This window comes from Streptomyces sp. NBC_00209 (genome assembly GCF_045206345.1).
Taxonomy (GTDB): domain Bacteria; phylum Actinomycetota; class Actinomycetes; order Streptomycetales; family Streptomycetaceae; genus Streptomyces.
This window is the reverse complement of the sequence record NZ_CP108121.1, coordinates 1,700,529-1,723,732: the sequence shown is the minus strand read 5'-3', so window position 1 is coordinate 1,723,732 and position 23,204 is coordinate 1,700,529. Positions and strand designations below refer to the sequence as shown.

Annotated in this window: 17 protein-coding genes; 13 read left to right on the top strand and 4 right to left on the bottom strand. The window is 72.2% G+C overall.

The features are described 5' to 3' along the window. Positions 1–54 precede the first annotated feature (54 nt). Genes OG867_RS07450 through OG867_RS07430 form a run of 5 tightly spaced genes read left to right on the top strand, consistent with a single transcriptional unit; the run spans position 55 to position 6,416 of the window. Complete coding sequence (locus tag OG867_RS07450) at positions 55–1,872, top strand: peptide ABC transporter substrate-binding protein (protein WP_328902580.1); 1,818 nt, start codon at positions 55–57, stop codon at positions 1,870–1,872. A 50-nt stretch (positions 1,873–1,922) separates the two neighbouring features. Then, complete coding sequence (locus OG867_RS07445; RefSeq protein WP_328902581.1) at positions 1,923–2,882, top strand: ABC transporter permease; 960 nt, start codon at positions 1,923–1,925, stop codon at positions 2,880–2,882. Next, entirely contained in the window at positions 2,879–3,778 is a 900-nt protein-coding gene (locus OG867_RS07440) for an ABC transporter permease (protein WP_406283740.1), read from the top strand. Before OG867_RS07445 ends, OG867_RS07440 begins: the two co-directional genes overlap by 4 nt. Beyond that, positions 3,775–5,484 carry a dipeptide ABC transporter ATP-binding protein gene (locus tag OG867_RS07435; protein ID WP_406283738.1) on the top strand — a complete coding sequence of 570 codons (1,710 nt, stop codon included), beginning with the start codon at positions 3,775–3,777 and terminating at the stop codon, positions 5,482–5,484. Before OG867_RS07440 ends, OG867_RS07435 begins: the two co-directional genes overlap by 4 nt. After that, entirely contained in the window at positions 5,481–6,416 is a 936-nt protein-coding gene (locus OG867_RS07430; protein WP_406283736.1) for an ROK family protein, read from the top strand. The genes OG867_RS07435 and OG867_RS07430 overlap by 4 nt, the downstream gene beginning before the upstream one ends. 77 nt (positions 6,417–6,493) lie before the next feature. Here OG867_RS07430 and OG867_RS07425 read toward each other — a convergent pair whose 3' ends face one another. After that, positions 6,494–7,723 (bottom strand): glycoside hydrolase family 64 protein, encoded by a 1,230-nt coding sequence (locus tag OG867_RS07425; RefSeq protein WP_406283734.1) that lies wholly within the window; start codon positions 7,721–7,723, stop codon positions 6,494–6,496. A 375-nt stretch (positions 7,724–8,098) separates the two neighbouring features. Between OG867_RS07425 and OG867_RS07420 the strand changes: the two genes are divergently transcribed. The 8 genes from OG867_RS07420 (at position 8,099) to OG867_RS07385 (ending at position 21,363) form a co-directional block, all read left to right on the top strand. After that, positions 8,099–11,947 carry an endo-alpha-N-acetylgalactosaminidase family protein gene (locus OG867_RS07420; RefSeq protein ID WP_406290819.1) on the top strand — a complete coding sequence of 1,283 codons (3,849 nt, stop codon included), beginning with the start codon at positions 8,099–8,101 and terminating at the stop codon, positions 11,945–11,947. Between the two features lie 75 nt (positions 11,948–12,022). Further along, entirely contained in the window at positions 12,023–13,378 is a 1,356-nt protein-coding gene (locus OG867_RS07415) for a serine protease (protein WP_406283732.1), read from the top strand. Beyond that, a complete protein-coding gene (locus OG867_RS07410) occupies positions 13,375–15,645 on the top strand; it encodes a tetratricopeptide repeat protein (RefSeq protein WP_406283730.1) in 2,271 nt (756 codons plus the stop codon). The genes OG867_RS07415 and OG867_RS07410 overlap by 4 nt, the downstream gene beginning before the upstream one ends. 59 nt (positions 15,646–15,704) lie before the next feature. Then, the gene (locus OG867_RS07405) at positions 15,705–17,108 is read left to right on the top strand and encodes a hypothetical protein (protein ID WP_406283728.1); all 1,404 of its coding nucleotides are present in this window, start codon (positions 15,705–15,707) and stop codon (positions 17,106–17,108) included. Next, complete coding sequence (locus OG867_RS07400; RefSeq protein WP_406283726.1) at positions 17,105–18,163, top strand: hypothetical protein; 1,059 nt, start codon at positions 17,105–17,107, stop codon at positions 18,161–18,163. The genes OG867_RS07405 and OG867_RS07400 overlap by 4 nt, the downstream gene beginning before the upstream one ends. After that, on the top strand, positions 18,160–19,404 hold the full coding sequence (locus tag OG867_RS07395; protein ID WP_406283724.1) for a carbohydrate ABC transporter substrate-binding protein: 1,245 nt from the start codon (positions 18,160–18,162) through the stop codon (positions 19,402–19,404). Before OG867_RS07400 ends, OG867_RS07395 begins: the two co-directional genes overlap by 4 nt. Positions 19,405–19,557: 153 nt before the next feature. Continuing rightward, positions 19,558–21,141, top strand: coding sequence for an acyl-CoA carboxylase subunit beta (locus tag OG867_RS07390; RefSeq protein ID WP_406283722.1), 1,584 nt, complete (start codon positions 19,558–19,560; stop codon positions 21,139–21,141). Positions 21,142–21,159: 18 nt separating this feature from the next. Beyond that, positions 21,160–21,363 carry an acyl-CoA carboxylase subunit epsilon gene (locus OG867_RS07385; protein ID WP_328902593.1) on the top strand — a complete coding sequence of 68 codons (204 nt, stop codon included), beginning with the start codon at positions 21,160–21,162 and terminating at the stop codon, positions 21,361–21,363. 111 nt (positions 21,364–21,474) lie between these two features. Here OG867_RS07385 and OG867_RS07380 read toward each other — a convergent pair whose 3' ends face one another. From OG867_RS07380 to OG867_RS07370, 3 genes are all read right to left on the bottom strand, one after another. Beyond that, positions 21,475–22,056, bottom strand: coding sequence for an ATP/GTP-binding protein (locus OG867_RS07380; protein WP_014048542.1), 582 nt, complete (start codon positions 22,054–22,056; stop codon positions 21,475–21,477). Next, positions 22,037–22,687 (bottom strand): DUF742 domain-containing protein, encoded by a 651-nt coding sequence (locus OG867_RS07375; RefSeq protein ID WP_328902594.1) that lies wholly within the window; start codon positions 22,685–22,687, stop codon positions 22,037–22,039. Before OG867_RS07375 ends, OG867_RS07380 begins: the two co-directional genes overlap by 20 nt. Before the next feature lie 98 nt (positions 22,688–22,785). Then, positions 22,786–23,199: a roadblock/LC7 domain-containing protein gene (locus OG867_RS07370; protein ID WP_018102439.1), complete on the bottom strand. Its 414-nt coding sequence runs from the start codon at positions 23,197–23,199 to the stop codon at positions 22,786–22,788. Between the last annotated feature and the right edge of the window lie 5 nt (positions 23,200–23,204).

Here is a 23,204-nt window from a genome sequence, read left to right as displayed (position 1 = left end):
ACGCAGCGCCGACCCCCCCGAGCGGCTGCGGGCCCTATCAATCCGAGGAGTGTCATGATCCTTAGCCGCACGGTGAACAGCCGCCGTTGGGCCCTCACCGCGGGCGCCGCCACCACCGCGGCCGTACTGCTGTCCGGCTGTTCCGGCGGGGGCACGACCTCGTCCGGCTCCGCCTCGTCGGACAGCATCAACTACGCGCTGCCGGCGAACTTCACCCCGAACTGGATCCTCCCGGTCGGCACCGCCGCCCACCTGAACACCAACAACTCCTCGATATCCCAGTCCCTCTGGGAGCCCTTGATCGCGTACGACGGCTCCACCGGCAAGGTCGGCTGGAACAAGGGCAACTCGCTCGCGACCGCCGCCGACTTCGCCGAGGACAGCAAGAGCGTCACGATCACGCTCGGTGACCGGCACTGGAGCGACGGCGAGAAGATCACCTCGCGCGACGTGCAGTTCTGGTTCAACCTGGTCAAGGCCGACAAGAAGGACTGGGCCAGTTACAGCCCGGGCAAGGCGCCGGACAACTGGACCGCGCTGAAGATCGTGGACGACACGCACTTCACGATCACCTTCGACAAGGCGTACAACACGCAGTGGATGCTCGCCAACGAGCTGAGCATGATCCGCCCGATGCCGCAGCACGTCTGGGACAAGACCAGCGACGCGGGCAAGGTGTCGGACCTCGACCTCACCCCGGCGGGCGCCAAGAAGGTGTGGACGTACCTCAACACGGCCGCCAAGAAGATCTCCGGTTACGCCACCGACCCGCTCTGGAAGACGGTCAGCGGCCCGTACACCATCAAGTCCTTCTCCACGGCCGGCAAGGTGCAGCTGCTGGCCAACGCCACGTACGACGGCGGCGGCAAGGCCAACATCAAGACCGTGAACCTGCTCCCGTTCACCACTGCGGACGCCGAGGCGAACGCGCTGCGGGCCGGCGCGGTCGACTACGGCTACATCAACGCCACCGACCTCAGCCAGGAAGCGTCCTTCACCGCCAAGGGCTACACCCTCAAGCCGTGGGCCGGCTGGGCGATCACGTACATGCCGTACAACTTCAACAACCCCACCATGGGCCCCGTCTTCAAGCAGCTCTACGCCCGCCAGGCGATCCAGATGTCGGTGGACCAGGCGACCCTGTCCAAGGTCATCTTCAACGGCACCGCCGTCTCCACCTACGGGCCCGTCCCGCAGGGCCAGAGCTCCTCCTTCGTCTCCCAGGCGCAGAAGGACAACCCGTACCCCTTCTCCACCGCCAAGGCGAAGAAGCTGCTCACCGACCACGGCTGGACCGAGCGGAACGGCGTCATGGTCTGCACCGACGCCGGCAGCGGCGACGACCAGTGCGGCGCCGGGGTCGACAAGGGCACCACGTTCAAGATGCAGGTGCTGTCGCAGTCCGGCTCGACCGTCACCGACAACCTGATGAGCGCGCTCCAGTCCTCCTTCGCCAAGTCCGGCATCGGCTTCGGCATCAAGACCGCGCCGGTCAACTCCGTCCTCTCGCAGGCCGGCCAGTGCAAGGCCGGGGACTCCGGCTGCAAGTGGCAGCTGTCCTTCTTCGGCAGCGCCGGCAGCTGGTACTTCCCCGCCTACCCGAGCGGTGACTCGCTCTTCGCGACCGGCGGCGGCTCCAACTTCGGCAGCTACTCCAACCCCTCCGTGGACAAGCTCGTCGAGAAGACCACCACCGACTCCTCCGACGCCGCCATGCAGAAGTACAGCGAGGCGCTGGCCAAGGACCTCCCCGTGATCTGGCTGCCGGAGCCCGACTACCAGGTCTCCGTCGTCAAGAGCGGCCTCGGCGGCTTCGCCCAGGACTCGCTCGCCAACTTCCACCCCGCCATGTGGAAGTGGACCAAGAAGTGAGCCGGGTCGCCGACCACGCGCACCACTGAGCCGAAGCGACCGGAAAACACATGAGCACTTCCAAGTACCTCCTCAGGCGGGTCCTCCAGGCCGTCGTGGTGATCGTCATCGTGACGATCGTGGTCTTCGGTCTGCTGCACGCCCTGCCCGGGGGTCCCGCACGCGGGATCCTCGGCCCGCAGGCCACCGCGCAGCAGATCACGGCCTTCAACCACGAACAGGGCCTCGACAAGCCGCTGCCCGTGCAGTACTTCTACTACCTCAACCAGCTGCTCCACGGTGACCTCGGGACGTCGTACACCCTCAACGAGCCGGTGTCCCAGCTCATCACCGAGCGGCTGCCGAAGACACTGCTCCTCACCATCCTGTCGGCCGTCGTCGGCCTGGTGCTGGCGATCCCGCTGGGCATGTGGCAGGCCATGCGGCGCAACAAGCCGGCGGACTACATCATCACCACGCTGAGCTTCATCGCCTACTCCACACCCGTCTACTTCCTCGGGCTGGTCCTGGTGCTGGTCTTCAGCCAGACGCTGTCGTGGTTCCCCTCCCAGGCACCCCAGGGCGACACGCTCGCCCAGGTCTTCGCCGAACCGCAGGCGCTGGTCCTGCCCGTGGTCGCGGGCGCCGCCTCGATGATCGCGGTGTTCAGCCGCTACATGCGGGCGGCCACCCTGGAGAACCTCTCCGAGGACTACGTCAGGACGGCGCGGGCCGGTGGTTCCCGCTCCCGCTCCATCCTGTGGCGGCATGTGTTCCGCAACTCGCTGACCCCCGTGGTCGCCATGCTCGGGTACTACGTGCCCGTGCTGTTCGGCGGTGCGCTGGTGGTCGAGCAGCTCTTCAACTACCCCGGTATGGGGCTGCTCTTCTGGACCGCCGCACAGTCCTCCGACTATCCGGTGCTCCTGGGCTGTGTGCTCGTCATCGCGATAGCCACGGTGACCGGAACCCTCCTCGCCGACATCGTCCAGCGGGTCATCGACCCCCGAGTGAAGGCAGGCCGGGCATGAGCGCCGTCATCCAGCCGGGCCAGGTGCCCGGCAAGGTCACCGCCCCCGTCACGGCGTCCGGTTCCCGCCTCGCGGTCCGGCGCTTCCGCCGCAACCGGCTCGCGGTCGTCGGGCTCGGCGTCGTCGCCTTCTTCTTCCTGTTCTGCTTCGTGGGCCCGCTGGTGTACTCCACCGACCAGACCCACACGCTGCTCGACCAGGTCAACCTCGCCCCCAGCGGCTCGCACTGGCTGGGCACCGACGCGGTCGGCCACGACGTCCTGGGCCGGCTCATGTACGGCGGCAAGGTGTCGCTGATCGTCGGCCTCGCCGCGGGCGTGCTCGCCACCGTCATCGGCACCCTGTGGGGCTCCGTCGCCGGTTACGCGGGGGGCTGGATCGACGCGGTCATGATGCGCGTCGTCGACGCGGGCATCGCCATCCCCGCCCTCTTCATCCTGCTGGTCGTCTCGGCCATCACCACCCCGGACCTGACCGGGCTGATCGTCATCCTGGGCTTCGTCTCCTGGCTCGTGCCGTCCCGGCTGGTCAGGGCGGAGACGCTGAGCCTGAAGAACCGCGACTACGTGCTGACGCTCCGGGCCATCGGCGGGACGCACGGCCGGGCGATCATCCGGCACATCCTGCCGAACTCGGTCTCGACCATCATCGTCGCCGCCACCTTCCAGATCGCCGACGCCATCCTGCTCGTCGCCTACGTCTCCTACCTGGGCCTGGGCGTCCAGCCGCCGTCCACCGACTGGGGCGGCATGCTGTCGGCCGGCCTCACCGCCGCCTACTCCGGCTACTGGTGGCTCATCATTCCGCCCGGCCTGGCCATCATCCTGGTGGTGTGGGCGTTCAACGCGATCGGGGACGGGCTCCGCGACGCATTCGACGTGAGGGGACGCGGATGACCGCCACCCAGCGCCCCGCCGCACCGCAGGCCGGGCCGATCCTCGAACTCGACGACCTCGGAGTCGTCTTCACCACGGAGAGCGGAGAGGTACCCGCCGTCCGGGGCGTCTCCCTCCACGTCGAACCCGGCGAGACGCTCGCCCTCGTCGGCGAGTCGGGCTCCGGCAAGTCCACCATCGCGTTCGCCGCGATGGGCCTGCTCAGCGGCAACGCCCGGACCACCGGCAGCGCCGTCATCGCCGGCACCCAGGTCGTCGGCGCCCGCGAGAGCGACCTCGCCGCGCTGCGCGGCCGGACCGCCTCCATGGTCTTCCAGGAGCCGGCCACCGCCCTGGACCCGCTGACCCGGGTCGGCAGGCAGATCGCCGAGGTGATCCGCAACCACCGCGAGATGTCCGCCAAGGAGGCCGCCGCCGAGGCCGTCGCCCTCCTGCGCAAGGTCGGCATCCCCGAGCCGGAGAAGCGGGCCGCGGCCTACCCCTTCCAGCTCTCCGGCGGGCAGCGCCAGCGCGTCGTCATCGCCATGGCCATCGCCAACGACCCCGCCCTGCTGATCGCCGACGAGCCGACCACCGCGCTGGACGTCACGGTCCAGGCCGAGATCCTCGACCTGCTGCGCCGGCTCGCCGCCGAGACCGGCACGGGCGTCCTGCTGGTCACCCACAACATGGGCGTCGTCGCCGACTTCGCCGACCGGGTCGCCGTGATGTACCACGGCGAGATCGTGGAGACCGGACCGGTCGAGGACGTGCTTCTGCGCCCGTCCCACGACTACACCCGCCGCCTCCTGGGAGCCGTGCCCCGGCTGTCCGTGGCCGAGGCGGACCAGGCCGCTCCGGCCGGTACCACCGAGGCCCCGGACACCGAGGCGGTCGCGGAACTCCGCGACGTCTCCGTGGTCTTCGGCCGCGGCAAGAGCGCCGTACGGGCCCTGGACGGCGTCTCCCTCGCCGTGCACCCCGGCCAGACCCTGGGCCTCGTGGGCGAGTCGGGGTCCGGCAAGTCCACCGCGTCCCGGGTCGCGCTCGGCCTGATCGCGCCGACCTCCGGGACGGTCTCGCTGTTCGGCACCGATCTGGCGCGCACCCGGTCCCGGGCCCGTCGCGTCCTGCGCGCGGGCATCGGCGTCGTCCTCCAGGACCCGGTCGCCTCGCTGGACGCCCGGATGACGGTGGGGGAGTGCGTGGCCGAACCGCTCAGGGTCCACCAGCGCGGCCTGAGCGCGAAGGACCGCCGGAGCAAGGTGGCCGCCATCCTGGACCGGGTCCGGCTGCCGCGCGAGGTCGCCGAACGGGCGCCCCGGGAGCTGTCCGGCGGCCAGCGCCAGCGGGTCAGCCTGGCCCGTGCGCTGGTCCTGGAACCCCGGCTGCTGGTCGCCGACGAACCCACCAGCGCGCTGGACGTCAGCGTGCAGCAGGCCGTACTCGAAGTGATCTCCGAGCTCCAGGACGAGCTGGGCTTCGCCTGCCTCTTCGTCTCCCACGACCTGGCCGTCGTCCAGCACTTCGCGCAGCGCGTCGTGGTGCTGCGGGGCGGACGCATCCAGGAACAGGGCCCCACCGGGGAGACCCTGCTGCACCCGGAGACCGACTACACCCGAGGGCTGCTCGCCGCCGTACCGGTGCCGGACCCGGTGGTCCAGCGCGGCCGCAGGGCCGAGCGCCTGGCCGCCCTCGCGGCCGGCCGGACGGAGGTCCAGGCATGAACACGTACGACCGCAGGCTCTTCGCGGGCGTGGACATCGGCGGCACCACCACGCAGGTGGTCCTCTGCGACGACGACCTGACCGTCCTGGACCGGGCCGAGACCGCGACGCCGGCGGACCGGGGCGGCCGGGCCATGACCGACGCGGCCCTGACCGCCCTGGCGCCGCTCCTGGAGCGCACCCCCGGCCGGCTCACCGGCTGCGGGGCCGGTGCCGCAGGGGTCGTGGACTCCGTCACCGGACGCATCCTGGTGGCCAGCGACTCCTTCACCGGCTGGGCCGGTTACGGAGTCACGGACGCCCTGGAGGAGGCGCTCGGAGTCCCGGCCTTCCTGGACAACGACGTCAACGCCTTCCTGTACGGCGAGACCTCGGGCGGCGCGGTCCGCGACGAGCCGAACGTACTCGGGATCACCCTGGGCACCGGCGTCGGCGGCGCGCTGTGGAGCGACGGCGCGCTGTTCACCGGCCCGCACGGCGCGGCCGGTGAGATCGGGCACATCCCCGGCTTCGGTGATCTGCTCTGCTCGTGCGGCGGGCGGGGCCATCTGGAGACCTTGGCCTCCGGCCGCTCCATCGGCGCCCGTTACGCGGAGCGCACCGGCCGGCGGCTGACCGCCCGGGAGGTCGCGGACGCGGCGGGTGGCGGTGACGAGGACGCCCTCGCGGTGTTCCGGGCCGCTGGGGAGGGCATCGCACGGGCGATCGTGATGACGGCGGGCGTCGTCGACATCACGACCGTGGTCGTGGGCGGCGGGGTCAGCCGTGCCTGGCCGCTGCTGAGCCCGGTCGTCCTCGCCTCGCTGTCCGCCGAACCGCCGGTCAGCGGGCACCCCGTACGGCTGGTCAGGTCCGGCCTGGGCTCCGACGCCGTACCCGTCGGCGCCGCGGCCCGCGCGCGGCGGGAACTCGCGGTCGGCTCCCCGGCCTGACCCCACGGCGCCCCGCACATGAAGAGAGGACCCCCGTCCCGCCCGGACGGGGGTCCTCCCGGTCTGTGGGGGCGAGGTCAGGAACCGACGCTCACCGTGAACCGCCTCGGGTTGCCGTCGTTCGCGGCGCCCGAGACGTCCGGCTCGCCGTCCGGACGCACGTCGTCGTACGGGAAGGCGTAGCCGATCGGGCTGTTGGCGTGGACGATCCGGGACCAGTGGTTGGTCACCGCGCCCTGGTAGTAGTCGGACACCGAGGTGCCGTTGGGCTGGTCCGGGTGGCTGAGCATGATCGAGCGGTTGAAGCCCGCCGCCAGCCGGGCCAGCAGGGCCTTCTTGTCGTCGTTGTCCGCCGGGTTGTTGGTGAACGGCCCGTGGTTGCAGGTGAAGATGTCCTTCGACACCGGCTTGCTGAAGGTGTGCCCGCCGTCGAACGTCAGCGTGTCCCCGCTGACCCGGCCCGTGCCCACGCCGCGCCCGCCCTGGAGGTCGATGCGCAGGTCCGTCGAGCGGTACTTCTCCCAGACCTGGTCGATCTGCGCCGTGAACAGGTCGCGGAACGGCATCTGGTCGGGCCGGTCGAAGTAGGGCGCCATCAGGTTCTGCGGGGAGATGACCCGCAGCACGCTGCCGTCCGCGCCGCGGGTCACCAACTGGTCCCAGGGCTGGCCGTCGGCGGCCGCCTGGGCGATGAGGCCGTCGGCGATCCGGTTCACGGCGCCGTCGGGGAGCGGGGCGACGGTGTGCGTGGAGTCGCCTTCCAGGGTCAGGCCGATCGGGAGCGCGGTCACCAGGTCGACGTAGCTGATGTTGGCGTACAGCTGCTGCGGGTTGAACGTGAACTCGCAGAACGACCAGGTCCGCCCGTAGTTCGGGTCGGTGGAGGTGGAGAACGCGGGCTCCACCAGGGCCGGACCCGGGTTGAGGTAGAACGTCAGGGTGTCGTCGCGGACGAAGTAGACCCGGGCGCCGTACATCTGAGGCAGGGTCAGCACGACGGGCGCGCCGCCCGCCCCGTTCAGCGGGATCGCGCAGTCGACCGGCAGCGGGGACTGCGGGGCCGAGGGCGATTCGGGGTGGTAGACGCTGCCGTCGGCGCGCAGCAGGACCCAGCGGTCGGTGCCCTGCTCGTGGCCGGTGACATAGGCGTTGACGCGGCCGGGCAGAGACTTGTTGACCAGGGCCAGTTCGCAGGTGGCGGCGGAGGCCGACGCGCTCGGGCTCAGCGCGCTGCCCCAGACGGGGTAGGTCAGTGCGGTGGCGGTGGCGGCGGCTCCGCCCGTCAGGAACTTCCGGCGCGAAATCATGAGGCGACTCCGGGGGTGCGTGGGGGGCGCGGACGGGTGGACCGTGCGGGGAGGTGGAGCGGGGGGCGTCCGCGGTGCGCACCACTTTCTCGATGCGCGGCACAGGCGTCAAGACTTGTGACTGAGAGCGCTCTCAAAAAGAAGAAGTCTTCACAACTCGACGCTGGTGAGGGGCACTTGCCTGGACGCCGCTCGACGCCCGCACACCGCGTGATCAGGAACTGAACACGGCGCCCCGGATGTCCCGGTCCCGCCCCACTTGGACTCACTTGGACTTACGGAAGGCGGTTGTTGGACTGGCGAAGCCCTCCGGGCCGTACGTCGTTGACGGTGCGCGGAGCCGACGACTACGCAGTGCACATGTCACCAAGCCGTATGCCGGTGGGCGTCGCAGCCGCCGCCTCAGCAGCCGTCCTGGCCCTGGTGGGGACCGCCCTCCCCGCCGTGGCCGCCGCCCCCTCACCCGCTGCCGTCATGCCCGCGGGCAGCCCCGTCATCGCCTCCGCGCAGCTCGCGGTCGCCGTCGCCGCGGACTTCCCGCGCGTCCTCACGTACACCGACCGCGGATCCGGCAAGCAGCTCACCGGCTCCACCCGCCCGGTCACCGCCGTCACCCTGAACGGCACCGCGCACCCCGTGCGGCTCAAGGGCGCCCCGAAGCTCACCGGCTCGGCCGCCCGCTACACGCTGGCCTTCACGGACCTGCCCGGGGTGGAGATCGACGCCACGCTCTCCGTGTCCGGCCGCGCCACCACCTTCAAGGTCACCGCCGTCCGCGACACCGCCGCGTTCCGGGTCGGCACGATCGACATACCCGGGCACGACCTGGTCTCCGTCGCCAGCACGGACGCCGGGGCGGCCACGGCCTTCACCAAGCTGGACACCGACTCCACGAAGACCGCCGACGCCTTCGGATCGGTCACCGGGGACACCCCGGCCGAGTCCGCGCCCTCCGGCGCCACGTACGCGATCGTCAACACCGGTTCGCTCGCGGCGGCCGTCGAGTCCAACTCCTCGTACGACAAGCCCTCCGGCGCCACCGGCGGGGACGACGCCCGGTTCTGGCACCAGGCCCGCAAGGAGGACGACGGCTCGACCCGGGTCGCCGTCTGGTCCGGTCAGTGGACCTACCGGGGCGAGGGCGCGTCCCAGCCGGAGAGCGGGGACGCCCTGCCCTGGGCCAAGGTCGTCGTCACGCCCGACGCCAACGGCGACCGTACGGTCGACTGGCAGGACGGGGCCGTCGCGTTCCGCTCGATCGGCGTGGTCGCGCCGGGCAGCGAGGACACCGCGGACCGGGTCATCACCCACATCCCGTTCAACTTCGCCAGCCAGGCCACGCACCCCTTCCTGCGCACCCTGGACGACGTCAAGCGGATCTCCCTGGCGACGGACGGCCTCGGCCAGCTCGCCCTGCTCAAGGGGTACGCCTCCGAGGGCCACGACTCCGCCCACCCCGACTACGGCGGCGACTACAACAAGCGCGCCGGCGGGCTCAAGGACCTCAACGCCCTGCTGAAGGACGGCAAGAAGTGGGGCGCCACCTTCGGCGTCCACGTCAACGCCACGGAGGCGTACCCGGAGGCGAAGGCGTTCGACGAGCAACTGGTCGACAAGACCAAGCCGGGCTGGAACTGGCTCGGCCAGTCGTACTACATCGACCAGCGCCGCGACATCAACAGCGGCGACCTGGCCAAGCGCTTCCAGCAGCTGCGCGACGAGACCGGCTCCAACCTCTCGATGCTGTACATCGACGTGTACTACACCCACGGCTGGCTCGCCGACAAGACCGTCCAGGCCCTCCAGAAGCAGGGCTGGAACGTCTCCAGCGAGTGGGCCGACAAGTTCGAGCGGGCCTCGCTCTGGTCGCACTGGGCCAACGACCTCGACTACGGCGGCGCCACCAACAAGGGCATCAACTCGAAGATCATCCGGTTCATCCGGAACGGCGAGAAGGACGTCTGGAACAACGACCCGGTCCTCGGCCAGAGCGCCATCGACGAATTCGAGGGCTGGACCGGCGAGACCGACTGGAACGCCTTCTACGACAACGTCTGGCAGCGCGACCTGCCCGCCAAATACCTCCAGCGGCAGAAGATCACCCGCTGGGACGGAAACGACATCACCTTCACCGGCGGGATCTCCGGCACCGTCGAGGACGGCAGGCGGACCTACTACGACCACGGCCGCAAGGTCCTCAGCGGCACCGACTACCTGCTTCCGTGGGACGGCGGCAAGAAGCTGTACCACTACAGCCAGAAGGGCGGTACGAGCAGCTGGGCGGTGCCCTCGAAGGGCACGTACACGGTCTACAAGCTCACCGACAACGGGCGCGTGAAGACCGGCACGGTCCGGCCCGTCGACGGGAGGATCACGCTCACGGCCGAGGCCGGGCAGCCGTACGTCCTCTACCCGCACCAGGCCCCCAGGGCCGCCGACCCGAAGTGGGGCGAGGACACCCTCGTCGCCGACCCCGGCTTCAACGACGACCGGCTCGGCGACTGGACGAAGGCCGGCACCGCCGTCCGCGACACCGACGCGCAGGGCCGCAACTCCGCGAAGCTCTCCGGCAGCGGCACCGCCGCGCTCTCCCAGCGCATCGGCGGCCTGAAGCCCGGCGCCCGCTACACCGCCTCCGCGCTCATCGAGGTCGAGCCCGGAAAGTCCCGGCACACCACGCTCTCGGCGGGCGGGACGTCCGTCGCCGTGGACCGCTCCACCGCGAAGGACTACGTCGCCGCGTCCGACTGGCACGGCACGTACTTCCAGCGCGCCAAGGTCAACTTCACCGCCCCGGCCAACGGCCGCACCACCCTGCGCATCGAGGCCGCCGACGGCAGCACGGCCACCGTCCGCGCCGACGACGTCCGCCTCGTCGCCAACGCCCCCGCCACCAAGAAGAACACCGTCGTCCACGAGGACTTCGAGGACGTGGACCAGGGCTGGGGCCCCTTCCTCAAGGGCGACGCGGGCGGCTCCACCGACCCCCGCACCGTCATCTCGCAGCTTCACGCCCCGTACACCCAGGCCGGCTGGAACGGGAAGCCGATCGACGACGTGATCGGCGGCAAGGAGTCCCTGAAGGCCCACGAGGAGAACACCGGCCTCGTCTACCGCACGGCCCCCTGGACCGTCCCGATGACGGCGGGCCACCGCTACAAGGTGGAGTACGACTACCAGTCCAGCCACGCCGGGGCCTACGAGTGGGTCGACGGCTACGACCGGATCACCGCCGAGGGCAAGCCCGCCTCCGTCGAGACCCGGACCACCGCCATCGGCGCCCAGCACACCACCGGCCACTTCACGGAGACCGTCACGGCGGGCTGCGGGGACACCTGGACCGGGCTGCGCAAGCGCGGCGACGCCCCGGAGGGCACCGACTTCGTGCTCGACGCCTTCACCGTCACCGACCTCGGCGAGGCGCCCGCCGGTGAGCAGGCCGCCTGCGGCACGCTGACGGTCGCCCCGGCCGCCGAGACCCTGGAGCCCGGCACCGCCAACACCGTGAAGGCGGCCTTCACCAACTACGAGTCCACCGCTGCCACCGGCGTCACGGTGAACCTGGCCCTCCCCGAGGGCTGGAAGGCCGAACCCGCCGGGGCCGTCACCTTCGACTCGGTCGCGCCGGGCGCCAAGGCCACCGCGAGCTGGCGGGTCACCCCGCCGGTGGACGCCGAGTACCGCACGTACGCCCTCACCTCCGAGGCCACGTACACGACCGGCGACGGACCGCGGAAGCTCGGCGCGCAGACCTCCGTACGCACCCTGCCCCCGCCGCCCACCCAGGACAGCTGGGCCGGCGACCTCGACTGGACGGCCACCACCAACGGCTGGGGGCCGGTCGAACGCGACCTGTCCAACGGCGAGACCGGCACCGGCGACGGCACCGCGCTCACCATCGGCGGCACGGTCTACGAGAAGGGGCTCGGCAGCCACGCCCCGGCGACCATCCGCTACTACCTGGGCGGACAGTGCACCTCCTTCACCGCCGAGGTCGGCGTGGACGACGTCCAGAAGACCGCGGGCAGCGTCCAGTTCTCCGTGACGGCGGACGGCACCGAGAAGGTGAAGTCCCCGGTGCTCCGGGCCTCCGACGCCGCTTGGTCGCTCACGGCGGACGTCACCGGCGCCAGGTACGTCGAGCTGATCGCCGGTGACGGCGGCGACGGCAACGGCAACGACCACGCGGACTGGGGCAGCGCCCGCTTCCACTGCGGAGGCTGAGCATCCCCGGGGCCCCGCTCCCTTTGTGTCCGCACTCTGGGAAGCGGGGCCCTTCCGCGCGTACGCTCGTGAACCATGGGGGAGTTGAGAGCGGACTGGCGACTGCGGTTACGCCGGGACGGCCCGCAGGGAGAGGTGTGCGGGGCCGGGGTACTGATCACCCAGGACCGGCTGCTGACCTGCGCCCACGTCGTGCGTGAACCCGACGCCGTGATGTGGGCCGAGTTCGCCGAGAACCCCGCCATCCCGCCCGTCGCCGCCCGGGTCGCCCCCGACGGCTGGCTCGACGGCCGCGAGGACATCGCCGTCCTCGCCCTGGAAGGACCCCGCCCGCAGGCCGAACCAGCGCCCCTGTCACGGCACTTGGAGCGCGGCGCGGAAGTCTGGCTCGGCGGCTACGCGGCGCCCTTCGACGCCGACGGGATGTGGCTCGCCGCACGGATCAGCGGCCTCCACGGCGAGTGGGTGCAGCTCGACGCCCGCACCAACGCGGAGGTGGTGCGCCCCGGCTTCAGCGGCGCCGCCGTCCACACCGGACGCCGGGGCGAGCGCCCCGAGAGCGTCGTCGGCCTCGTCGTCAGCTGGCGCGGCGACCTGGAGATGGAACTGCCCACCGAGAACGACCTCGCCTTCTCGTACATGATCCCCGTCGACCGCATCGCGCGGCTCGTGCCCCTGGTCGCCGAGCTGAGCGGCCCGGACGGCTGGGACCACGCGTTCGCCACCCGGCTGCGGCGCTGGTTCGCGGGCACCGACCAGCCCACCGTGCGCTTCGGCGTCGTCCCGGCGGGCGGCGGCCGCGACCGCACCCTGCGCCACCAACTGCACCGCGCCCACCTCGTCCACCACGGCGGACGCGGCCGACCCGACGAACTCGTGGACACCCTGGTCGCCCAGCTGCGCCCCCCGCTCCACCAGCGCAACCGCTACCGCGACTGGCTCCTCGAAGGCGGCGACGAACCCGAACGCTCCCTCGCCGGACGCCCCGCCTCCGGCCCGGTCCTCGCGGTGATCGGCCTGGACGAGGACCCGGACCCGGCCGGGCTCGTCCGCGTCCTCGCCCGGGTGCGCGCCCTCGGCTTCCGGCTGCTGATCGTCGTACGCGGCACCGACGGCCCGGCGCCCGACGCGGTCGAACGCGACCTGCTCGTACCGGCGCTGGACGAACGCGCCGAGGAACTGGTGCGCGGGGCCGAGCGGATGGAGCGAGCCTGGGCCCGCCTGGACGGCCTGACCGACTCCGCCTCGGCGCCCCCGCGCCCGGCCACCGACCCGGCGGCGCGCCGACGACGCCTGGGGGAGCTGCGGGCGCTGCGGGAGCCGCATGCCCGGCTCGTGGGGCTCAAGCAGCTGTTACGCGGCTTACGCGCCGACCTCGCGGGGCCCGCCGGTCTGCCCGGGCAGCGCACCGGGCCCGTGGGCCGCCCATGAGGATTCCCTGCCCGCACCGCCGCTTCACCGGCGGCCCCTGCACCGGCGCCGTCCGGCCCACCGGCTACTGCGGCACCTGCGGCCGCGAGGAGACCGCCCCCGGCCTCCCGCCGCTGCCCGGCGTGCCCGAGGACCACGGCCCCGCCGGACTCCTCGAACTCCCGCTGCTCGACCCGGGCAGCCCGGCGGAACGGCTGGCCGCCGCCGAGCACCCCGTGCGCATCGTGATGACCTGCTCCGTCAAGTCCTGCTCCACCGCGTTCGTCCCGCCGCACACCGCGGCGCCGCCCCCGGACGAGGGGTACTGCCCGGTGTGCGGGGCGCCCTACTCGTACCGCCCCGAGCTCACCAAGGACGGGCCGCCGCTCCAGGACCAGTACCGCATCCGGGGCCCCATCGCCCACGGCGGGCAGGGCTGGGTCTACCTCGCCGAGGACACCCACCTGGAGGACTTCGTCGCCGTCAAGGGCCTCCTCAACCGCTACGCCGAGCGCGGCGCCGCCCAGGCCGGTGAGGAGCGCCGCAGCCTGGTCGCCATCCGGCACGAACGGATCGTCCAGATCCGCGACTTCGTCTCCACGACCAACGCCGACGGCACGGTCTCCGGCGGCTACATCGTCATGGAGGACGTCGGCGACCGCACCCTGTCCGCCCTGGTCGAGTCGGTCCGGCGGGGCGCCTTCGTCCTCGACATCGAACACGTCGCCACCTACGGCTGCCAGATCCTGGAGGCCCTGTCCCATCTGCACGGGATGGGCTTCCTCTACGGGGACATGAAGCCGTCGAACGTGATCCACCACCTCGACGGCATCAAGGTCATCGACCTCGGGGGCGTCCGCAAGGCGGGCAGCGTCGACCCGCCGCCCGTGATCACCCCGTACTTCGCGGCCCCGGAGACGGACGGCGGGAAGCCGCTCACCGTGGCCCACGACGTGCACACGGTCGGCGTCACCCTCGAAGAACTGGCCCGCTGGGCGGTCGGCGACGACGTCCCCGGACTCGGCATCAGCTCCTTCCGGCTCGTCGTGGCGCGGGCCACCGCCGAGGACCCCGAGGAACGGTTCGGCACCGCCGAGGACATGGCCGGGCAGCTGCGCGGGGTGCTGCGTGAGATCCGGGCCCTGCGCGGCAAGCGCGACCAGCCCGAACCCTCCGCCCACTTCACGCCCTCCACCGAACTGCTCGGCGCCCGCCTGGGCTCGGTCCCGGACTACGCGCACTGGCTGCGCCGCCCGCCGCACAGCCGCCGCGAGACGCCCCCGGCGCCCACCCTGGACCCCGGGACGCCGACCCCGACCGAGATCGCCCGCCGCCTGCCGGTGCCCCGGCCCTACCCCGGCGACCCGCAGGCCGCCCGCTTCGGCGTCAGCAGCTACGACCCGGGCCAGCCGCTCGCCCAGCCCGCCGAGGGGGAGCGGTCCGTCGAGATCTGCCTGCACAACGCCCGGCTCCTCCTCGGCCAGGAGGGCCCCGAGGCACTGGCCTCGGCCCATGAGCAGGTCGAGGCGGCTGCCGCGATCCCCGGTCCCGGTCCGGTGCGGCAGTGGCGCCTCAGCTGGCACCGCGGCCTGGTCGCGCTGCGCGGCGCGGACGTGCGCGAGGGGGAGCGTCAGGCGCTGCTGAAGGACGCCCACGGCCACTTCTCGGCCGTGCACCGCGCCCTCCCCGGCGAGTACGCGGCGAAGCTGGCCCTCGCGTACTGCGCGGAGCAGGCGGGGCCCGGCGCGGGCCCGTCCGCGTACGAACTGTTCCGCGCGGTGCACGCTCGCAACCCCTCCCACGTCGGCGCCGCCCTCGGCCTCGCCCGGCTCGCCCTGGCCCGGGGCGGCCGGACCGCCGCCGTCCGGGTCCTGGACCTGGTCCCCGACGAGTCCCGCGACCACACCGTGGCCCGCGTCGCCGCCCTGCGCATCCGGGCCGCCCGACTGGCCTCGGGTGAGCACCCGCTGCCCGGCCTTGAGGAGATCGACGCCGCCCTGGCCGCGCTGGCGGGCCCGGTGGTCGCGGGCGACGAGGCGGCCTGGCTGCTGCGCACGGAACTGTACGAGTGGAGACTCGACGCGGTCCGCGCCACGGCCGACCCCCTTCCCCCACACCGGACCTGGCTGCGCGTGGGCCTCCCGCCCCCGCCCGTCCCCGGTGAACGGGAAGTCCGCGCGGAACTGGAACAGTGCTACCGCTGGCTGGCCCGCCAGCGCCGGAAACCGGCGGAGTACGAACGGCTCATCGACCTGTCGCACGAGGTGCGCCCGCAGACGCGGTTCTGAGGGGCGGCGGCCCCCGCGAACCGCCCGCGCCCCGACGCCCTACCCCAGGAGATCCGTTCATGGCCGCACCCGACCCGTCGCCGACCGGGCTCCGGTTCGCCGTGTCCGTCGACGTCCGGCGCGACCAGCAGCCCCACCACGACACCCGGATCGACGCCCATGTGCGCGTCAAGGCCACCGGCACCGGGCCCCGCGACCAGCGGCCCGCCACCGAACTCGCCGTCGTCCTCGCCCTGGACGTCGCCCCCGCGCGCCGACAGGACGCCGCCACCGCGCTCGCCGCCGCCCTGCGCGCACTGCCCGACGGGCTGTCGTTCGCCGTGCTCGGGGGCGCCGGGGACGGCGGGCCCGAGCGGTGCTACCCGCTGAGCGGGCCCTGGGCGCTCGCGGACACCGACGAGAAGCGGCGCGCCGCGTTCAGCGTGGGCCGCGTCGCCCCGACCCCCGACGACCGGCCGCCCCCGGGATACGGGGCCTGGCTCACCGCCGCCCGGGCACTCTTCGGACAACGCCCCCTGCCCGTACGCCATCTGATCCTCGTCACCGACGGCAGCGGGCACGACCCGGCGGGCGAGGCGGCCCTCGGCTCCGGGATCGCCGCGTGCGAGGGGGAGTTCAGCGCGGACGTGCTCGCGCTCGGCGTGGACTGGGACCCGGCCCCGCTGCTCGCCCTCACCGAGGGGCTGCACGGCACGGCCGGCACCGCGCCCGACCGGTTCGCCCCCGCCGCCACCGGGGCGCTGCGGCGGCTGCGCCGGGTCCGGAGCCCCGAACTGCCCGTCACGGTCACCGGCCGTCCCGCGGTGACCGGGATCGCCCTCAGCGAGCGGCAGCCCCGGCAGCACGCCCTCGTACCGGTGACCGCGCCGGAGCACCCGCACCGGTACGACTTCGCCACCCACCAGTGGGAGCCGGGCGCCCGGGACTACCTGCTCACCGTGCGGGCGGACGCCGGCGCCGACCCGCTCGGCGTGCTGCTCCAGCTCGCCACCGTGGCCGTCGGCGAGGCCACCGCCCCGCTCGTGGTCCGCTGGCTGCCGCCCGGCGTCGCCGTGGGCGCGGGCGGCACCGGCGGCGGGGGCGGCACGCTCGACGCGATGAACGCCGCCACACGGATGCGGACCGCGCTCGACCGGGGCTACGCGGCGCTGGACCCGATGAGCCGCGGGGAGGCCGAGCGGCATTTCGGGCTCGCGGTCCGGCTGGCCCACGAGATCGGCGCCGCCTGGGTCCTCGCCGACGTCCGCAAGGTGGCCGACATCGTGGACGGGGTGCGGGGCCTGGTCCGCGTCGGCCCGACCGTCGACCGGGGGACCGTGCGCGAGGGGCGGCTGCACGTCGCCTCCGGCCCCCTGCTCGACCTGCCCGCACACGCCGCGGGCCCACCCGGCAAGTGCCCCGGCTGCCGCCACCTCGCCGGGCCGATCGCCCGGCACTGCATCGCCTGCGGGAGGCGCCTGTGAAGCCCCGGCCCCCGCACTGGACGCGCGCCTTCCGGGCCCGCAGGCCGGCCGGCTCCCGCACCAGACGGCTGCTCGAACTCCACCTGGCCGTCATCGTGCTGACCGCCCTCGTCTCGATGACCGCCCTCCTCGTCTCGTACCGCGAGGTCCAGAACGCCGCCGGGGAGATGCGCACCCACGCCGCCCCCGCCGTCCAGGGCGTCTCCGCGACCCAGCTCGCCCTGCTCCGCGCCCACCAGGAGGCCGAGGTCTCCGTGCGCTTCGGGATCGACGAGGTCGTCGGGGCCGGGGCCCGCTACGAGTCCCAGCTCTCCGCCGCGGGCCAGGGGCTCTCCCGGCTCTCCGACGTCCAGATCGACGGCGAGCGCGGCCGGGGCGTCCTGGCGACCGTCACCGGGGTGCTCACCTCGTACAGCGGCTCCATCACCCCCGGGACCGTGAAATACGTGCACGACGACCTGATGCAGCGGCAGAAGATGAGCGACGCGGACCGCCAGCTGAACCGGCCGGGCACCGGGGTCGTGCCGCGTCTCGACGTCCTCCAGGACCACCAGATGCGCCGGATGGGCCGGATCAGCACCCTCGGCCCCCTCCAGGTCACCGGCTGGGCCGTCGCCGAACTGGGCCTGCTCGTCCTCACCCTCACCACGCTCAGCGCGCTGTGGCTGCTGCGCCGCCGCTGCGGGCGCAGCCTGGACCCGTGGCTGCTGCCGACGCTCCTGGTGGCCGTCGCCCTCGCCGTCGTACCGCTGTGGGCGACCGCCGCAACGCAGGAACGGCTGGACGAGGCGCGCCACCAGCTCGTCCGGATCGAGGACACCGCGAGCGACCCGCTCGTCCGGTCCGGGAACACCGCCCGCGACCCCGACCGGCTCGCCGACGCCCAGCAGTACGTCACCCGCGCCTCCACCGAGCTGCGCGACGGGCTGGCCGCCCGGAGCTGGCAGAGCTGGACCTACTACGGGGCGCTCGGCGCGGGCGCGCTGGTCCTCCTGCTTCCGGCCGCCGGGCTCAGCCGCAGACTCAACGCCGACTACTACTGGAGGGCCGGATGAGACGGCGGCCCGGGGCGCTCCTGCTCGTCCTCGCCCTGCTCCTGACCGCCGCGGGCTGCGGCCTCGCGGCCCCCGGCGGCAGCGACGCCAAACCGAGGGTGACGATCCTCGGCCCCTGGACCGACGAGCAGGAACGGCAGTTCAAGGACGTCCTGGACGGCTTCGGCATCCCGTACACCTACCAGGGCACGGCGGCCACCCGCGAGGTGCTGCTCGCCGAGGTCCAGGCCGGGAACCCGCCCGACATCGCGATCCTGCCCGGCGTCGGCGAACTGGTCGAGTACGCCGCCGACAACCGGCTCAAGCCGCTCACGGGCCTCTACGACCCGGGGGAGTACGGCAACCCGTGGCTGCCGGAGGCGGAGGGCATAGAGAAGGACCTGTGGGTGCCGCTCAAGGTCGACCTCAAGTCCATCGTCTGGTACCGCGAGGGCGAGACCCCGCGGCCCGCCCCGGCCCCCCTGGACGCCTGGTGCGCCGCCATGGGCGACGACGGCTCCTCCGGCTGGCCCGGCAGCGACTGGATCGAGGACCTGCTCCTCCAGCAGGCGGGCCGGGTGCTGTACGCGCGCTGGGCCACCGGCGACCTGCCCTGGACCGCCCCGCGGGTCGTCACCGCCTGGACCACCTGGGCGGGCCTGCTCGCCCAGGGCTCGCGCGAGGAGCGCCAGGCGATCCTGACGAAGGACCACCGCGGCCCGGCCGGAGGCCACGGGCTGCTCTTCGACGGCGGCGGCTGCTCCCTGGAACACCAGGGCTCCTTCGCCCGCTCGTTCTACGGGGACCGCAGGTCCGGGGCCGCCTTCACGGACTCGGCACCGCTGCTGCCCGGGGGCTCGTATACCGTGAAGGCCCACGAGGTGTCGGCGGACTTCGCCGCGCTGTTCGGGGACGGCGAACAGGCCCGGACGATGATCAGGCGCCTCACGTCCGAGAAGGCCCAGGAGGAGTGGGGCCGCGCGGGCGGGGTCTTCTCGGCCAACTCCGCGGTCCCGGCCCGCAAGGGCGCGGTCGAGCGGGAGGTCGGGCGCAGGCTCACGGACCAGCGGGTGCCGCTGTGCCTGGACGCGTCGGACGTCATGCCGGCGGCGGTGCGGGACGCCTTCTACGAGGCGGTGCTGCTGACCGTGGCGCACCCGGACGAGCCGGTGCTCCCGCGCCTGAAGGACATCCAGAAGGTGCAGGACGCCCAGCTCGACCGCGCCCCCCGGCTCACCGGCGTGTGCGGCAGGCCACAGTGAACCCTTGTGGGACCTCCACAAGCGGAACCCGGTACCGGCTGGTACTTCGCCTGCATCAGCCCGGGCTTCTGTCCGGCTCCACCAGTAAACCGGGCAGGAGACTGTACGGAGTCGACGGCACGATTTTCTTGGCGGGGTTCGTAGGGTCGTTACATGACCGTTGTGGACGAAACCCAGGGCGAGCCGAGCGACACCCGCGGCCGTGTGGCCGAACTGCTGGCGCTGCGCGAGCAGGCCCGGCGCGGGCCCAGTGACCGGGCGACCGAGGCGCAGCACGCCAAGGGCAAGCTGACCGCCCACGAGCGCATCGAGCTCCTCCTCGACCCGGGCTCCTTCCACGAGGTCGAGCAGCTGCGCCGCCACCGGGCGACGGGTTTCGGCCTGGAGGCGAAGAAGCCGTACACCGACGGTGTCGTCACCGGCTGGGGCACGGTCGAGGGCCGGACGGTCTTCGTGTACGCGCACGACTTCCGGATCTTCGGCGGGGCGCTGGGCGAGGCCCACGCGACGAAGATCCACAAGATCATGGACATGGCCATCTCGGCCGGAGCGCCGCTGGTCTCCCTGAACGACGGCGCCGGCGCCCGTATCCAGGAGGGCGTCTCGGCGCTCGCCGGATACGGCGGGATCTTCCAGCGCAACACGCGCGCCTCCGGTGTCATCCCGCAGATCAGCGTGATGCTCGGCCCGTGCGCGGGCGGTGCGGCCTACAGCCCCGCCCTGACGGACTTCGTGTTCATGGTGCGCGAGACCTCGCAGATGTTCATCACCGGTCCGGACGTCGTGAAGGCGGTCACCGGCGAGGAGATCACCCAGAACGGCCTGGGCGGCGCGGACGTCCACGCCGAGACCTCGGGCGTCGCGCACTTCGCGTACGACGACGAGGAGACCTGCATCGCCGAGGTCCGGTACCTCATCGGGATGCTGCCCTCCAACAACCGGGAGAACCCGCCCACCGCGGCGAGCGACGACCCGGCGGACCGGCGCGGCGACGCCCTCCTGGACCTGGTCCCGGCCGACGGCAACCGCCCGTACGACATGCACAAGGTCATCGAGGAGCTCGTCGACGACGGCGACTACCTGGAGATCCACGAGCGCTGGGCCCGCAACATCATCTGCGCCCTGGCCCGGCTGGACGGCCAGGTCGTCGGCATCGTCGCCAACCAGCCCCAGGCCCTGGCCGGGGTGCTGGACATCGAGGCGTCCGAGAAGGCCGCGCGATTCGTCCAGATGTGTGACGCCTTCAACATCCCCCTCATCACTCTTCTGGACGTACCCGGCTTCCTGCCCGGCGTCGATCAGGAGCACGGTGGGATCATCCGGCACGGCGCGAAGCTGCTCTACGCGTACTGCAACGCGACGGTGCCGCGGATCTCCCTGATCCTGCGCAAGGCGTACGGCGGCGCCTACATCGTCATGGACAGCCAGTCCATCGGTGCGGACCTCACCTACGCCTGGCCCACCAACGAGATCGCCGTGATGGGCGCGGAGGGCGCCGCCAACGTCATCTTCCGGCGGCAGATCGCGGAGGCCGAGGACTCCGAGGCCATGCGGACCCGCATGGTCAAGGAGTACAAGACCGAGCTGATGCACCCCTACTACGCCGCCGAGCGCGGCCTGGTCGACGACGTCATCGACCCGGCCGAGACGCGCGAGGTCCTGATCGCCTCGCTCGCCATGCTCCGCACCAAGCACGCCGACCTGCCGTCCCGCAAGCACGGCAACCCCCCGCAGTAGAAGACGGAGACACCACTCATGACCACTGCCACCGCCGAATCCGTGCTGCGCGTCGAGAAGGGCCTCGCGGACCCCGAGGAACTGGCCGCGATCACCGCGGTCCTCCTCGCCCGCGCCGCCGCCCAGCCCACCACCGCCCCCACCCGCGTCCGCGACACGGCCGGCTGGCGCCGCCTGGAGCGCACCCCGGGCTTCAGGGCCCCGCACAGCTGGCAGGGCTGAGAATCAAGCCCGTCCGGCGATTGAGGACAAGCAAGGCCGCCAGGCCGAGCGGCACACGCACGAGGGCCCCGCACTCAAAGGAGTGCGGGGCCCTCGGCGTACCGGGCACACCTACCGCAGGCGCGCCATGAGCGCGTGCTCAACGAGCGTGATGAGCGCACTCTTCGCATCCGCCCGGTGCCGCGCGTCCGTGGTCAGGATCGGCGTGTCGGGCCCGATCTGAAGGGCTTCGCGCACCTCGTCGGGGGTGTACGGCTGGTGGCCGTCGAAGCCGTTGAGGGCGATGACGAACGGCAGCCCGCTGTTCTCGAAGTAGTCGACCGCCGGGAAGCAGTCCGCGAGGCGGCGGGTGTCCACCAGCACGACGGCGCCGATCGCGCCCCGCACCAGGTCGTCCCACATGAACCAGAAGCGGTCCTGGCCCGGTGTACCGAAGAGGTACAGGATCAGGTCCTGGTCGAGCGTGATGCGGCCGAAGTCCATCGCCACCGTCGTGGTGGTCTTGTCCCCCGTGTGCGTCAGGTCGTCGATGCCCGCCGAGGCGGACGTCATCACGGCTTCGGTGCGCAGCGGATTGATCTCCGAGACGGCACCGACAAACGTGGTTTTACCCACGCCGAAGCCCCCTGCCACCACGATCTTCGCCGAGGTAGTGGAGCGGGCCGCTCCGCCGCTAGAGCTTGCGAAGTCCACTGAGCACCCTTTCGAGCAGTGTCACATCTGGCTGGCCGCCGGCGGACTCGTCGCCGCCGGGCTGGTGGATAGCGACGAGTCCGGCCTCGGCCAGGTCGGCAACGAGAATCCGGGCAACGCCGAGGGGGATCGAGAGGAGGGCCGAGATCTCGGCCACCGACTTGATCTCGAAGCACAGCCGGCAGATCCGCTGGTGCTCGGGCAACTGCCCTTGCAGCCGGGACGGATCAGCCGTGGTACTGACCAACGCCTCAATGGCGAGTTGGTAGCGCGGTCGCGTCCGTCCACCTGTCATGGCGTACGGACGGACCAGCGGATTGTGCGCGGCCGGAGCCGCCGGCTCGGGAGCCCGCCGCGGCTGCACCGGCTGGATCCTGGGCTGCTGCGGCCCGTCGAGGCGGTGGGGACGCCGGGGGTGGTGCGGCTGCTGCGAGGGCTGCTGGGGCTCCTGCTGCGGCCAGCCGGGCCCCGACTGGCCGTACTGGCCCTGCCCGTACGGCTGGTAGGGCTGCTGAGGCTGCTGAGCGCCCTGTCTGCCGGGTGCGGAGGGGAAGTTGAAACGTTCGTCCCCGTGCTCACCCGGCACGTGCCGGTCACCGTCGTACTGGTGCCCGCCTGGGGGTGTACCCACGATTCCTCCTCCGCCTGCCGGTCCCGATACCAGTGGACCGCGCCACCGCACCCTATGGCGCGGTGACGCGAAACGCACTGTCTGGTTACTGGATAAGACTAGTTAAGAAGACTTCCCTGGAGCTCGGCGCGGAGGTCCGGCGTCAGAACGCTGCCCGCGCGGTCGACCAGAAGGGCCATTTCGTACCCGATGAGGCCGATGTCGGCATCCGGGTGTGCGAGAACGGCCAAGGAGGAACCGTCGGAAACGGACATGATGAAGAGGAATCCCCGCTCCATCTCCACAACCGTCTGATTCACCGCGCCGCCCTCGAAGATCCGGGAGGCACCGGCGGTCAGCGAGGTCAGACCGGAGGCGACCGCCGCCAGCTGGTCCGCGCGGTCGCGGGGGAATCCCTCGGACATCGCCAGCAGGAGTCCGTCGGCGGAGACCACCACCGTGTGCGACACCCCGGGGGTGTTGTCCACGAAGTTGGTGATCAACCAGTTCAGATTCTGCGCCGCCTGGCTCATCGGGC

Excerpts from the sequence above, each read along its gene's own strand:
- OG867_RS07410 (WP_406283730.1), top strand. The coding sequence starts at position 13,375 with ATGAGGATTCCCTGCCCGCACCGCCGCTTCACCGGCGGCCCCTGCACC.
- OG867_RS07395 (WP_406283724.1), top strand. The coding sequence starts at position 18,160 with ATGAGACGGCGGCCCGGGGCGCTCCTGCTCGTCCTCGCCCTGCTCCTG.
- OG867_RS07385 (WP_328902593.1), top strand. The coding sequence starts at position 21,160 with ATGACCACTGCCACCGCCGAATCCGTGCTGCGCGTCGAGAAGGGCCTC.
- OG867_RS07420 (WP_406290819.1), top strand. The coding sequence starts at position 8,099 with ATGCCGGTGGGCGTCGCAGCCGCCGCCTCAGCAGCCGTCCTGGCCCTG.
- OG867_RS07430 (WP_406283736.1), top strand. The coding sequence starts at position 5,481 with ATGAACACGTACGACCGCAGGCTCTTCGCGGGCGTGGACATCGGCGGC.
- OG867_RS07415 (WP_406283732.1), top strand. The coding sequence starts at position 12,023 with ATGGGGGAGTTGAGAGCGGACTGGCGACTGCGGTTACGCCGGGACGGC.
- OG867_RS07425 (WP_406283734.1), bottom strand. The coding sequence starts at position 7,723 with ATGATTTCGCGCCGGAAGTTCCTGACGGGCGGAGCCGCCGCCACCGCC.
- OG867_RS07405 (WP_406283728.1), top strand. The coding sequence starts at position 15,705 with ATGGCCGCACCCGACCCGTCGCCGACCGGGCTCCGGTTCGCCGTGTCC.
- OG867_RS07450 (WP_328902580.1), top strand. The coding sequence starts at position 55 with ATGATCCTTAGCCGCACGGTGAACAGCCGCCGTTGGGCCCTCACCGCG.
- OG867_RS07390 (WP_406283722.1), top strand. The coding sequence starts at position 19,558 with ATGACCGTTGTGGACGAAACCCAGGGCGAGCCGAGCGACACCCGCGGC.
- OG867_RS07440 (WP_406283740.1), top strand. The coding sequence starts at position 2,879 with ATGAGCGCCGTCATCCAGCCGGGCCAGGTGCCCGGCAAGGTCACCGCC.
- OG867_RS07370 (WP_018102439.1), bottom strand. The coding sequence starts at position 23,199 with ATGAGCCAGGCGGCGCAGAATCTGAACTGGTTGATCACCAACTTCGTG.
- OG867_RS07435 (WP_406283738.1), top strand. The coding sequence starts at position 3,775 with ATGACCGCCACCCAGCGCCCCGCCGCACCGCAGGCCGGGCCGATCCTC.
- OG867_RS07445 (WP_328902581.1), top strand. The coding sequence starts at position 1,923 with ATGAGCACTTCCAAGTACCTCCTCAGGCGGGTCCTCCAGGCCGTCGTG.